Origin of the sequence: Psychrilyobacter sp., from assembly GCF_049671765.1 — a bacterium.
Taxonomy (GTDB): Bacteria; Fusobacteriota; Fusobacteriia; order Fusobacteriales; family Fusobacteriaceae; genus Psychrilyobacter.
This window is the reverse complement of record NZ_JBATVM010000256.1, coordinates 1-13,943: the sequence shown is the minus strand read 5'-3', so window position 1 is coordinate 13,943 and position 13,943 is coordinate 1. Positions and strand designations below refer to the sequence as shown.

Here is a 13,943-nt window from a genome sequence, read left to right as displayed (position 1 = left end):
CTTATATCCGGCTTTTGTTAAAGCTCCTACTACAACTTGTAATTCAGTAGGATCAGTTAAGATTTCAAATGTATCATCTTCTACAACTAAGTCCTCTGCTCCCATCTCTAGTGCTTCCATCATAAATTCATCAGCATCTAACCCTTCAGAATTTAGTATGATTTGACCTTTTTTATTAAACATCCATGCTACTGCACCGTCAGACCCCATATTCCCACCATTTTTAGCGAAATTTGATCTTACAGATGATGCAGATCTATTTTTATTTTCAGTAACTACTTCTACGATAAATGCAGTTCCACCTGGACCATACCCTTCATATCTGATCTCTATGTAGTCTACACCAGCTAGTTCTCCAGTACCTTTTTTTATTGCTCTATCTATATTATCTTTTGGCATACTTTGTTTCTTTGCCTTCTCTAGTGCTAATCTTAGCCTAGGGTTAAAGTTTAAATCTTTTCCACCCTCTTTTGCTGCTATTGTTACCTCTTTTGCTAATTTTGTAAACAATTGAGCTCTTCTTTTGTCTTGAGCTCCTTTTCTATGTTTAATATTAGACCATTTACTATGCCCTGCCATGACCATTACCTCCGATTATTAGTTTCTTTTATATAACCTAATAATTTTATCATATTTGGAATAAGTTATCAAATTCCCTCTGTCATTTGTTGGTTAAAGATTATCTAATAAATTAGAATTACTCCCTAAAAGCTCTATAATTAATAATAAAATGGAGGGAATTTTATTAATTCTCCTCCATTTTATTATTTACTCACCTGTTTTATGTATCTATACATTGTAGCTTCAGAGGTTTTTAGTTCTTCTGCCACCTTGGCAACAGATCCCTTTATCAAAAATACCCCTTTTAAATTTAATTTTTTAGTTATTTCTATTTTTTCTAGGTGGTCCATCCTCTCTATAGAGGTCCTAGAATCTGTAATTACTTCGTTTATTATAGAATCCATAATATCTTCAATAGAACTTTCAAAATGCTCTTCTTCCCTATCTTCTACAATATTATTCCCACCATAGTTAATAAAATTTTCCATTTGTTTCTTGAGTTCTACAAAATTTGAGATATCAGTATTTATACCTAATAAACCTATTATATCTTCTTTTTCATTTCTGATGAAATATGTAGAAGTTTTAAGTTGTCTCCCATCCTTTGTTTTTCCATATAGGAGTAGGTATTTTTTATCACTATTTCTATTTTCTTTTATATGTTTAAAGGAAAGATCCGCTAATGGTCCTCCTACCTTTCTTCCAGAAATATGTCCATTTTTTATCGCTATTATAGAATTATTTATATTTCTTACATCATGAAGTACAACTTCGTAATTGGGCCCTAAAAAATCGGCTATAAAGTTAACCAGATGTATATAAGATTTTAATTTAGAATCTACCACAATTATTCCCCCCTTAAATATTATAATTTATTTTACCATAAAAGATTTTTTTGCCATAGAAATTAATTTATAGAAAAGATTTACCCGTGCAATAACAGTGCATATATGATATAATATATAGTATTTTAGAATGATTATTTTAGTGTAATGTAATAGAGGGAGAAAAATATGTTTTTACCAACTACCAGAGAAGAAATGGATAGATTAGGATGGGATTCTTTGGACATAATCCTAATTTCTGGTGACTCCTACGTAGATAGTTCATATAACGGAAGTGCCGTTATAGGGAAATTTCTATCGAAATATGGATTCAAGGTGGGAATAATTGCCCAACCAGATATAAATAATGATGAGGAAATCAAAAGGTTAGGAGCTCCAAACTTATATTGGGCAATCTCTGCTGGATGTGTTGACTCTATGGTGGCAAATTATACTGCCACTAGAAAAAGAAGGCAAAAAGATGACTTTACTCCAGGTGGATTAAACAATAGACGTCCTGATAGAGCCACTATTTCATATACAAACCTTATAAAGAAAAATTTTAAACAGACACCTAAACCTATTGTTATTGGTGGAATAGAAGCTAGTTTACGTAGAACTGTCCACTATGATTTTTGGACAAATAAATTACGTAAATCTATATTATTCAATTCAAAAGCCGATATTCTTTCCTATGGAATGGGAGAAAAATCCATGTTAGAACTGGCTAATGCCATTCAAAATGGAGATGATTATACCAATATTCGTGGAATTTGCTATATCGCAAAGGAACCTAAAGCAGGACATTTAGAGCTGCCTAGTTTCGATGAATGTAAAGCTGATAAACACAAATTTATAGAAGCTTTTGAAAAATTTTATGTAAATAATGATCATATTACAGCTGTAGGATTATCACAAAAACACGATACTAGATATCTAATCCAAAACCCTCCATCTATTATCCCTTCAACTGAAGAAATGGATGAAATCTATGGCCTAGAATATGAGAGAGCACTCCACCCATACTATAGAAAGATGGGAGAAGTAAAAGCTCTTGATACTATTAAACACTCCGTTACTACCCATAGAGGTTGTTATGGTGAATGTAATTTCTGTGCCATTGCTGTTCATCAGGGTAGAACTATTACTGAAAGAAGTATCGATTCTATTGTAAAAGAAGTAGAAGATATTTCTACAATGAAATCATTTAAGGGATATATCTCTGACCTAGGTGGTCCGACAGCTAATATGTATGGAATTGAGTGTCTGAAAAAACAAAAATTAGGAGCCTGTAAAGACATCAGGTGTATGTATCCTAAAACTTGCAAGACCTTGAATGTAAATCATAATAAACAATTGGAACTACTAGATAAAGTTAAAAAAGTAGAAGGGGTCAAAAAAGTATTTATAGCTTCTGGAATAAGATATGATCTTATTTTAGACGACAATAAATGTGGATCTTTATATTTAGAAAACTTAGTTAAAGACCATGTGTCAGGACAGTTAAAGATAGCTCCTGAGCATACTGAAGATGAAATACTAGGTCTTATGGGAAAACAAGGAAAAGATGTTCTAAAAAGATTTAAAGATGAATTTTATAAAATAAATGACCGATTGGGTAAAAAACAATTCTTAACTTATTATCTAATTGCTGCTCATCCAGGGTGCAATGAGAGACATATGAGAGATCTAAAGAATTTTGCTAGCCATGAATTAAAGGTTAATCCTGAACAGGTTCAAATCTTTACTCCTACCCCATCGACATATTCTACCCTTATGTATTATACTGAGATCGATCCATTTACAGGAAAATCTATGAAAGTTGAAAAAGATACCGCTAGAAAATATAAGCAAAAAGATATTTTAATCGATAAAGATGCCAGAAATGGATATATGGGAAATTCTTATAATAAAAATCACAAAAACTCTCAAGATGATACAGCCTGTAGTGATGGAAAAAATAATAAAACCAATAAACCTAAGAACAATAAGTTCAAGGGTACAAATAAATTTAAGAAGAAAAAATAAACCCTCTCCTTTCTATGTTTCTCCCTCATAGGGCGAAGCAAGACCGGTTATGTAAGTATCTATCTCCCTACCAGGGAGATAGTACCCGTCAGTGTGAGTGAGGGTCAGAGTTTAGGAGGAAATAAATTATGAAACCAATAGTTGCCATAGTTGGTAGACCAAATGTTGGAAAATCTACTCTATTTAATAAATTAGTAGGAGATAGAGTAGCTATCGTTGACAACCAGCCAGGTGTTACAAGAGACAGACTTTATAGAGAAACTGAATGGTGTGGAACGGAATTTGTATTAGTAGACACAGGTGGATTAGAGCCTAGAAGTAATGACTTTATGATGGTTAACATCAGAAAACAAGCTGAAGTTGCCATGAACGAAGCTGACGTTATTCTGTTTGTTGTAGATGGAAAAGCTGGTGTTACTGCTTTAGATGAAGAAGTAGCTTACCTACTTAGAAAGAAAAATAAACATGTAATCTTATGTGTAAATAAGATTGATAACTTCCAAGCTCAATTAGAAGATACATATGACTTCTGGGGATTAGGATTTGAAGATTTAGCTCCTGTATCAGCAGAGCATAAGGTAAACTTAGGAGATATGTTAGATACAGTTGTAGAACATATCAATAAATTAGATATGCCCGAAGAGGAAGAGGGAATCAAGATCGCCCTTATTGGTAGACCAAATGCTGGTAAATCATCTTTAACTAATAGATTATTAGGAGAAGAAAGAAGTATTGTCAGTAATATTGCTGGTACTACTCGTGATTCTATTGACTCATCATTTGTACATAATGATGAAAAATATGTGCTTATAGATACAGCTGGTATTAGAAGAAAATCAAAAATAGAAGAAGATTTAGAGTATTACTCTGTACTAAGAGCAATCAAAAGTATCAAGAGAGCCGATGTTTGCTTTATGTTAATAGACGGTAAAGATGGTCTTACTGAACAAGATAAAAGAATCGCAGGTATCGCACATGAAGAACAAAAACCTTTAGTTATTGTTGTAAACAAATGGGATATTGTAGAAAAAGAAACTAAAACTATGCATAAAATGAGAGAATATTTAAGAGTTGAACTTCCATTCTTAAGTTATGCTCCGATTGAATTTGTATCAGCTTTGACTGGTCAAAGAACATTAAAATTAATTGATCATGTAGACTTAATACATGCAGAATACCATAAGAGAATTAGTACTGGATTATTAAATACAGTATTAAAAGAAGCTATGGTCTTAAACGCTCCTCCTACTAGAAAAGGTAGAGTTATAAAAGTTAACTATTGTTCACAGGTTTCATCTGCACCTCCTAAATTTGTTATATTCTGTAACCATCCAGAATTATTACATTTCTCATATATTAGATATATCGAAAATAAATTTAGAGAAGCTTTTGGTTTCGAAGGGTGTCCACTTACTTTCGTAGTAAACAAAAAAGGTGACTAAAAAAAAGATTCGAAGCCTATGGCTTCGAATCTTTTTTACTATATGAGTAGATAATTCTACTTATTATTTTTTTAATATCTCTTTTACAGGAACATTTACTATTAGTGCTCCTCTATTTCTATTTTCAGTCTCTACATCAAATTGAATATTAATCTCACCCTGCTCTATTTTTATGTATTTTGAAATAACTTGAATAAGTTCATCTTTCATTTCATTTAAAACTGTATTAGAGATTAATCTTCTATCGTGGATTAAAACTAATTTTAATCTATCTTTAGCTACTGCACTAGATTTTTTTCTTCCAAATAATTTTGCAAACATATCTATCCCCCTACTTATCTAGAAAAGAAGTTTTTTACTTTACTAGCAAAACTTCTTTTTTCGTCTATATTTAAAAATGGGATATCTTCTCCTACTATCCTACCTGCGATATTCATATATGCCTTCCCAGAAGGAGCTAAAGCTTTTACAGTAACAGGCTCTCCTTTATTTGTAGAGATTACTATCTCCTCATCATCAGGGACTACTCCAATTATATCAAGACCCAATATATCCACAATATCATCCATATGAAGCATATTTCCTTCATTTACTAATTTCATCTTTACTCTATTTACAATAAGTTTAATCTCTCCCATTTCACTGGCTGCAAGTAATCCAATCACCCTATCAGCATCTCTTATAGAAGATATCTCTGGAGTTGTTATTATTATTGCTTCATCTGCTCCAACTATAGCATTTTTGAATCCTTGCTCTATCCCAGCTGGACAGTCAATCAACACATAATCAAATTTTTCTTTCAACTGCGCTACTAATTTTTTCATCATATCTGTTGAAACATCCATCTTATCATTTGTTTGAGAAGCTGGTAATAAGAATAATTTATCATATCTTTTATCTTTTATTAGCGCTTGCTTTAATCTACAAGTACCTTCCATAACATCCATAGAATTATAAACTATTCTATTTTCTAATCCCAATATTACGTCTAAATTTCTAAGACCTATATCAGCATCCATAAGTACTACACTACTACCTTTTTTAGCTAGACCAACTCCTAGATTGGCCGTGGTCGTAGTTTTCCCTACGCCACCTTTTCCAGATGTAACTACATATACTTTTCCCATATCTGAGTTCCTCCTAAGTTGCGACAATATTTTTCATTGATTTCCTTGTTAATTTATCTATTATTAATATATTATTTCTCAAATAAGCTATATTATTTTTATTTCTTATCATCTGTTTACTACGAAATAATATATTACTGCTATAATTTTTAAATAAAACTTCATCTATCTTCAATTGAAATGGATTCATATTAGATGCTACAATAAATGCTTCGTTATTACCTTTTATACCCGCATGAGCTACACCATTTAAAGTTCCTATAACTACTATATTTCCTTCGGCTTTGACAATTGATCCTGGGTTAATATCCCCTAATACCACTAAGTTTCCTGGATATTCTAAAATTTCTCCAGATCTAAGGGTTCCTACATGAAATTTTGTTACCCCTTCGTTTACTATATTAACTGCCTTTTCTATCTCTTTTGAAACTAATTCTTTTCCATCAGTTACAAACAAAATATTAATATCAACTTCCTCATCTACAATATTTAGTAGTTCTAATTCTTCCACTTCTTTCAATTCTCTACCTTTAAACTCAATAATAGCTTCATAACCCATCAATAATTGTTTAGACTGTTTGAGTTTTTCAACTAAATGCTCCTTTAGTTCCTGAAAGGAAATTGCAGGATTTAATATTATTATCAACTTACCGTTAGATCCCTTAAATATCACATTATTTCCCATATTCTCCTGCCTCTAGTAACTATTTATATGTCTTTGCTTTTCAGTCACAATTATTTTCCATTTTTTTTAATGTTTTTTCAATGTTTCTTACTTTTTTATTCATCTCATTTACTCTAAATTCCAAAGAATTTAGGATCCAAAATTGGAAATGACTAACTTTTTGTGCCTCATGGATCATCCAAGCTATCTTTAATACAACTAGTAATATTGCTGCTGCAATCTCAATTTCCAAAGAGATTTTTTTTAAAACTCCTCCGAAAATAACAAGTGCAAACAATATCCCGAAAAACGCTATATTTATCAAGTTATTATTTGAATTTGCCTTAGTTCCACCAATCTGTCCAACTATATTACTTATCCTATCTTTTTCTTTTTCAAAATCATTCAGTTCTTGTTTTAGTTGATCTTCACCTTTCATAATTCCCCCTGTTACCTACGGCAAAATTGATAATTAACAATATTGGTATTTATTCATGGCTATTTTTTTAGTTATTTTTTATAGAATCTGTAACCTTTAGTGCTTTGACAGTTTCCTTAACTTCATGAACTCTGATTATAGAAGCTCCATTATAAGCCGATATTACTGCTACTGCTAAATTCCCTTCTAATCTATCCAAGGGAGGGGTTCCTAATATCTCTCCAATAAAACCTTTTCGAGAAGCACCCATTAATATAGGATACTCTAGTTTTTTAAATTCACATAATTTTTTTATAATCTCTAGATTACCTTGAAAGGTCTTTCCAAACCCAATACCTGGGTCTAATATTATATTCTTTGGAGATATTCCTGCTTCAATAGCAATCTCCACACTTTCCCTCAAACTCTCTTTTATATCTTCTATCATATTATCATATATAGGCTTTTTTTGCATATTTTTAGGATTTCCTTGGATATGCATAATTATAATAGAAACCCCATATTTCGCTACTACCTTAGCCATATTGGGGTCCTCTTTTAATCCTTTTATATCGTTTATAATATGCGCTCCTACTTTGATACATTCTTCAGCAACACGGGATTTATAGGTGTCGATAGATATAGGTACATCCACCTCAGTGACCAGTCTTTTTATTACAGGAAGTATTCTTTCCAATTCTTCGTCTTCTTCTATATAAGTAGCCCCAGGTCTTGTCGATTCAGCTCCTACATCTATTATATCTGCTCCCTCTTCTACCATCTTCTTGGCTCTTTTTATTGCCTCTTCTACATCAGCATATGATCCACCATCTGAAAATGAATCAGGAGTAAGATTTAATATACCCATGGTATAGGTTTTATTTTTAAAATCAAATTTTTTATTATTAATTAACATCAATTTCACCTTTCCTTTAATGGTATTTTCTCAGTAGTCAGATTAGTTTTTCAACTTATAACTAATCATAAAGTATAAATTAATTAGATATCTTTATATAATACAAAAGATAGATTATTTAAAATCTATCTCTATTTTTTTTAATTAAATATCTGTTTTTTAAATTTTAAATATATTTATTAGAAAAATTTTAACTATATTCCCCAATCTCTAGGATATCTAAATTCTCTTTCCATAGTTCTATTGGAAATCTTAGCTATAAGAGGTAATTTTCTCTTATACTGATTAGTCTTTATCCTCCAAAGAATTGAATCTATAGTTTTTTCAGAATAACCTTTTTCCAAAATTTCTTCCTTTGTATATCTTTCATCCACCAACAAATTAATGATCTCATCAGCTAAAAAATATGAAAATCCCAATTCGTCCTCGTCGGATTGTCCTTCCCAAAGGTCAGCACTTGGTTTTTTTTCAATAACTTCTTTTGGAACACCCATATATTCAGATAGATCCCAAACTTGAGTTTTCAACAGATCACCTATTGGATTGATTGCCGAAGCTGAATCTCCCCATTGAGTACTATAACCTAGTAAGATCTCTGTTTTATTAGAAGTTCCTAAAACCAAGGATTTTTCCTTGGCTGAGTAGTCATACAGGATAGTCATCCTTTCACGAGCCATCTTATTCCCCTTTCTCAAGTCTGAAATATCAGGTTCTTTAGTAAAATATGCATCTAACATATCTGTAATCTCTATTTTTTTTACTCTCATCCCAGTAGCTTCTACTACTCTCTCTGCATCTTCTAAACTCTCACGACTAGAAGATTTATAAGGCATCATTATCCCTAATACATTTTCAGGTCCCAGTGCTTTTACTGCTAAGAAAGCTACTATAGCTGAATCTATTCCTCCAGATAATCCTAAAACTACCTTTTCAAATCCAGCACTTCTAACCTCTTCTCTGATAAAATTCACCAGTATTTTTTCTGTCAATTCCATATTTAATTTTATTTTTGATTTAATATCATTCATATAAAAATCTCCTATTCAGACATATCCTTATCTAACCCAAATTTACCTAATTTTTTTGATCTATAATCACGTAATAAGGTCAAGGCTGCTTGTTTTGTATTTATTCTGTCACCACTTAATATCATCCCCATTCTCAGAGCAATTCTATCTAAAATAATTTCAGGGATTTCTTGCATATCTTCATATGTTAATTTATATTTTTCTTGAAGAACTTTTGATTTTTTAAATCTAAGCATCTTTTTTATTAGTAAGCTAGCTACCTCTTCAATTGGTAAGATTTCATCTTTTATAGCTCCTGCTATTGCTAAATTATATCCGATTCTTTGATCTTCAAATTTAGGCCATAAAATTCCAGGAGTATCTAGTAATTCTAAACCTTCTTTTATTCTAACCCATTGCTTACCTCTAGTAAATCCTGGTTTATTTCCTACACCAGTTATTTTTTTACCAACAATTCTGTTGATTAGTCTAGATTTTCCAACATTTGGAATACCAGCAATCATAAGTCTTGTTTGGACCTTTCTCAAACCTTTTTTCTTCATTTTTTCTAGTTTTTCTTTGGCTACTTCATCTATTATTGCAAATAAAGCTTTCATGTTGTATCCAGTTTCAGCTGAGATTTCTAATACATGATCAGCTAAGTTATTCTCTTCAAAATAATTTTTCCAATACGCTAACTCATATTTTTCTACTAAGTCAGATTTGTTTAGGAGAACTATTCTTTTTTTACCCTTTGCAAATTTTGCTATCTCTGGATTTCTACTTGAAAGCGGAATTCTAGCATCTACGATATCTAAAACGATATCTATTATCTTCATATTATCAACTATCATTTCCTTGGTTTTTTTCATATGACCAGGATACCAGTTTATTTTTGTCATTGACATAATTTTATTTCCTTTCTAAATTTATTTTTTACTACTATACCTATCTTACTCCTCCTTCTTATGGTTTCTCTTACAAAAAAGAAACCAAAGCTAAATAGATTAGCAATAGTTTTCTCTGATTCGAGAGAAAACGATAACAAGGAAAGAGTAAAAATTCATTTAGTCTCTTGCGTATTTATTTACTTTTTCTCTTTTTTTAGTCGCTACTTCTTCCTTTATCAAAAGAACGATCTCTCCCTTTATAGGATTAGCTTCTAATCTTTCAATTAATTCCGAAGTTTTCCCTCTGATTATCTCTTCATACATCTTTGTAATCTCTCTAACTATAATTACATATCTGTCTCCAAAATATTCATTGACTTCCTTTAGGGTTTTTAATATTCTATGGGGAGATTCATATAATACAACTACTCTCTCCTCTTTAGCTAATTCTTTTAATAGAGTTTGTCTTCCTTTTTTCTTAGGTAAAAACCCTTCAAAAGCAATCCTTTTCATAGATATTCCAGCTACTGAAGCGGCAGCCGTAAGTGCACTTACACCTGCTATTGGAACTACTTTTATACCGGCATTAAGAGCTGCATCTACTGCTTCATATCCAGGATCCGAAATACATGGTGTCCCTGCATCTGTAACTAGTGCAATATCTTTGCCTTCTAAAAGTAAGTTTACTATATTCCCAACTTGATGTCCTTTGGTATGTTCATCATATCTATATACTATATTCTCTATTTCAAAATGATTTAATAATTTTCTAGTTACCCTAGTATCTTCAGCAAATATATAATCTGCTTCTTTTAGAATTCTTACCCCTCTATAAGTCATATCCTCTAGGTTACCTATTGGAGTTGCTACAATATATAACATATTTTTTTCTCCTTTTATCACACTTTTCCTATTTATGGTTTCTCGACTAACCAATACAAATTAATGTCAAAATGAAGCCAAAGCTAAAAAAATTAGCGATAGTTTTCTCTTAAATTAAGAGAAAACAACAACAAGGAAAGAGTTTATTTTTATCTTAATGTTTTACTTTCTTCTACAACTTTATTTATATCTACAGTGTTTTTAGTTTCTGCTAATGAAAATAATGAGATATATTCTATATTTCCCTTTCCGCCTGTTATAGGAGAAAAGTCTAATTGATGTAATTTCACTCCATATTCTGCTGCACTTTCAACTACCATATCTATGGCCATCTTATGCTTCTTAGGATTTTTTACTATCCCACCTTTTTCAATATTTTCACGTCCTACCTCAAATTGTGGTTTGATTAAAGCCATTAATTTAGTATCTTCATTCATAAATTTAATCAAATGAGGAATTACCTTAGTTATAGAGATAAAGGATACATCCATAACAATAAAATCTATTTCACTATTATCAATTTCTTCTAAAGTAAGATCTTTTATATGTGTTCCCTCAATAGACCTTACCTGCTCATGTTTACGAAGTTTCCAATCTAATTGATTAGTCCCTACATCCATTGAATAGGCAAAAGCTGCACCATTTTGCAGTGCACAATCTGTGAATCCACCTGTAGAAGCTCCTACATCTAATATTTTTTTTCCTGAAAAATCAAGATCCCATATTTTCATGGCTTTTTCTAACTTAAGTCCACCACGACTAACATATTTCAAAACTTCCCCTTTGATACGAATATCAGGAAATTCATCGGTCCATTTTATGGCAGTACCTGCTTTTTCTATCTTTTTATCATTTACTATTACAACTCCTGCCATAATAGCTCTTTTAGCTCTTTCTCTAGTTTCAAAAAAACCTTGTTGTACCAAAAGTACATCTAATCTCTCTTTCATCTACAACCCCTTTTACAGATTTCTATCAAATATTTGATTATCGTTAAAATGATTGAATAATTCACACTGTTTTACCAATGTTTCAAACCCAAATTTATCAACTTTCTTAATTAATTCCTTTGTTTCGGTAATTCTTTTTATAAAAAATTCATCTCCGATAATAATTTTTTTATTGGCATTATAATAGTTAAGTAGTTGCTTATTTGTTTTTAATTTCAGCTCTACCTTTGATCTTTTAAGCCTATCTTTTATAATACCGCTAGTACAATCTAGTTTATCTTTAATTTCATCCAAACTAAGACCTTTAGCCATTAATTCTACTATCTTATCTGCACCAATTGGATTTATTCTATGGTATTTTGCAGAATATTCATCAGCTTTATGAACCATGAGAGCTTCCTTGGTACTAGGAGTAACTCTTCCCCATCTACCATGGTGAGATAATACAATATGAACTATCTTTCTCTCGGTATTAGGATCTAATATTAATCCTGTTTCCTCTTCCATCTTTTTTAATATTCCTGTAGCTTCTTTTCTTATTCTATCTGGTTTTTTTAGCATTACCTGACTATGAGATAAGATCGAATCTCCTCCTACCCTTAAACTTGCTTTTGAAGTATCATGAATTATTATTCCTACAAGCATAGCAAATAGATCCAATTCTTCTCCAGCTCTTTTTAGACTACGATAAGATTTTTTTAGATCTCTTATGGCAATCTCTAAAACATCATAGGTATGAGTTGTTACAGAAACACCTAAATCTTCCATCTCTTTTAATTGATCTATTACTGGAAATCCTAATAATACACCTATATATTCTTTTGCTTTTCTATTAATATTTTGCATTTACACACCTTTCAATATCATTAACAAGAGGTCTCCCCCTAAGTCCAAATTCTTCTAAAAGTTGTCCCCTTTTACCATGAGGTATAAAATCACATTCTATTCCTAATCTACAAATTTTCTTATAGATATTCATAGAATTTGTTATTTCCAAGAGAAAACTTCCGAAGCCACTTTTTATCCGACCTTCTTCTAACGTTATTATATTTTCATATTTTTTAAAATTTTCTTCTATATATTTTTCATCTAAAGGTCTAATACTAGAAATTCCTACTATAGTAGGAGATATACCTCTAGTTTTCAACTCTTCTGTTATATTAACTACTTCTTTTACCATACTCCCCACAGCTAATATCAAGGTATCATTACCTTTTTCTATCTCTTTCCATTTCCCTAGTTCAAATGTTGGAGAGTTATAATCCCAAGCACTATCTCTAGGAATCCTGATACTTAGCGGTCCACCTTTATACGTTGATGAAAATTCTAAAACCTCTTCTAATTCTTTTTTAGTTGTAGGAGCTAATATATTTATATTTGGAATTGTCAACAAGTATGGTATATCAAATAACCCTTGATGAGTTTTCCCATCCTCTCCTACTATTCCAGCTCTATCTAGAATAAAGTTCACAGATAGATTTTGAATAGATATATCATGAATAAGTTGACCATAGGCACGCTGTAAAAAAGTCGAGTAAATAGCTACATAAGGTGTTTTCCCTTGGGTCGCTAGTCCCCCTGCAAAGGTTACTGTATGGCCTTCAGCTATTCCCATATCATAAGCTCTTTCCTTAAATTTAGAAAAATATTCAGATAGGCCAGTCCCTTTTACCATTCCACAACATAGAGCATAGATATCATTGTTATCTTCTGCCATTTCAGTTAATTTATCTCCAAATATTTGAGAATAAGATATTTCACCCTTAGGTGTTTCTCCTGTTTTTATATTAAAAGGAGATATCCCATGAAATTTTTCTGGATTTTCTTCTGCAGGAAGATAACCCATTCCCTTATGGGTTTTTACATGTAAAAATATAGGACCCTTTAAGTTTTTTGCTTTTTCCAGTGCTGGTAATAACTCCTCAAAGCTATGTCCATCTACCGGTCCCACATATTTAAATCCTAAAGATTCTGAGATACTAGCAGGAGCAACCATAGTTTTTATACCATGTTCTACCCTCCCGATCACATTAGCTATCTTATTGCCTAGTTTTCCACGTCTAACTATTACTTCAACTTCATTTTTTAATTCTAAATAAAATTTACTTCCCATTAAACGGCTAAAAAATTTTGAAAGTGCTCCTACATTGTTTCCAATAGACATCTCGTTATCATTTAAAACGACTATAAGGTTTTCACACTTCCCATCTATATTATTTAGTGCTTCCAAAGAG

Annotated in this window: 15 protein-coding genes; 2 read left to right on the top strand and 13 right to left on the bottom strand. The window is 31.4% G+C overall.

The window, feature by feature from the left end:
* Together WBG30_RS12195 and WBG30_RS12190 are read right to left on the bottom strand one after the other, a co-directional pair.
* Window positions 1-579, bottom strand: a 579-nt coding sequence (locus WBG30_RS12195) for a YebC/PmpR family DNA-binding transcriptional regulator (protein WP_424504936.1), incomplete at its 3' end; no start/stop codon positions are given.
* Between the two features lie 185 nt (window positions 580-764).
* Window positions 765-1,406 (bottom strand): helix-turn-helix transcriptional regulator, encoded by a 642-nt coding sequence (locus tag WBG30_RS12190; protein WP_424504935.1) that lies wholly within the window; start codon window positions 1,404-1,406, stop codon window positions 765-767.
* Window positions 1,407-1,574: 168 nt separating this feature from the next.
* On the opposite strand from WBG30_RS12190, the gene WBG30_RS12185 reads away from it, so the two are divergent.
* Entirely contained in the window at window positions 1,575-3,413 is a 1,839-nt protein-coding gene (locus WBG30_RS12185) for a YgiQ family radical SAM protein (protein ID WP_424504934.1), read from the top strand.
* Window positions 3,414-3,541: 128 nt separating this feature from the next.
* On the top strand, window positions 3,542-4,855 hold the full coding sequence (gene der, locus WBG30_RS12180; protein ID WP_424504933.1) for a ribosome biogenesis GTPase Der: 1,314 nt from the start codon (window positions 3,542-3,544) through the stop codon (window positions 4,853-4,855).
* A gap of 63 nt (window positions 4,856-4,918) precedes the next feature.
* Here the strand turns inward: der and minE are convergent, their stop codons facing one another.
* From minE to dxs, 11 genes are all read right to left on the bottom strand, one after another.
* A complete protein-coding gene (minE, locus tag WBG30_RS12175; protein WP_424504932.1) occupies window positions 4,919-5,176 on the bottom strand; it encodes a cell division topological specificity factor MinE in 258 nt (85 codons plus the stop codon).
* 14 nt (window positions 5,177-5,190) lie between these two features.
* Window positions 5,191-5,982, bottom strand: a complete 792-nt coding sequence (minD, locus tag WBG30_RS12170) for a septum site-determining protein MinD (protein WP_424504931.1) — start codon at window positions 5,980-5,982, stop codon at window positions 5,191-5,193.
* A 13-nt stretch (window positions 5,983-5,995) separates the two neighbouring features.
* Window positions 5,996-6,667 carry a septum site-determining protein MinC gene (locus WBG30_RS12165; RefSeq protein ID WP_424504930.1) on the bottom strand — a complete coding sequence of 224 codons (672 nt, stop codon included), beginning with the start codon at window positions 6,665-6,667 and terminating at the stop codon, window positions 5,996-5,998.
* 40 nt (window positions 6,668-6,707) lie between these two features.
* Window positions 6,708-7,085 carry a hypothetical protein gene (locus tag WBG30_RS12160; protein WP_424504929.1) on the bottom strand — a complete coding sequence of 126 codons (378 nt, stop codon included), beginning with the start codon at window positions 7,083-7,085 and terminating at the stop codon, window positions 6,708-6,710.
* Window positions 7,086-7,152: 67 nt separating this feature from the next.
* Entirely contained in the window at window positions 7,153-7,980 is an 828-nt protein-coding gene (gene folP / locus WBG30_RS12155) for a dihydropteroate synthase (RefSeq protein ID WP_424504928.1), read from the bottom strand.
* 194 nt (window positions 7,981-8,174) lie between these two features.
* Window positions 8,175-9,008, bottom strand: a complete 834-nt coding sequence (locus WBG30_RS12150) for an NAD+ synthase (RefSeq protein WP_424504927.1) — start codon at window positions 9,006-9,008, stop codon at window positions 8,175-8,177.
* Window positions 9,009-9,019: 11 nt separating this feature from the next.
* Entirely contained in the window at window positions 9,020-9,895 is an 876-nt protein-coding gene (gene ylqF, locus WBG30_RS12145; protein WP_424504926.1) for a ribosome biogenesis GTPase YlqF, read from the bottom strand.
* Window positions 9,896-10,054: 159 nt separating this feature from the next.
* Complete coding sequence (gene rsmI / locus WBG30_RS12140) at window positions 10,055-10,759, bottom strand: 16S rRNA (cytidine(1402)-2'-O)-methyltransferase (RefSeq protein WP_424504925.1); 705 nt, start codon at window positions 10,757-10,759, stop codon at window positions 10,055-10,057.
* A gap of 149 nt (window positions 10,760-10,908) precedes the next feature.
* The gene (locus WBG30_RS12135; protein WP_424504924.1) at window positions 10,909-11,709 is read right to left on the bottom strand and encodes a TlyA family RNA methyltransferase; all 801 of its coding nucleotides are present in this window, start codon (window positions 11,707-11,709) and stop codon (window positions 10,909-10,911) included.
* Between the two features lie 12 nt (window positions 11,710-11,721).
* Window positions 11,722-12,555: an HD domain-containing protein gene (locus WBG30_RS12130; RefSeq protein ID WP_424504923.1), complete on the bottom strand. Its 834-nt coding sequence runs from the start codon at window positions 12,553-12,555 to the stop codon at window positions 11,722-11,724.
* Window positions 12,542-13,943: 1-deoxy-D-xylulose-5-phosphate synthase (gene dxs / locus WBG30_RS12125; RefSeq protein WP_424504922.1), on the bottom strand; the 1,402-nt coding region annotated here is incomplete at its 5' end. The genes WBG30_RS12130 and dxs, both read right to left, overlap by 14 nt.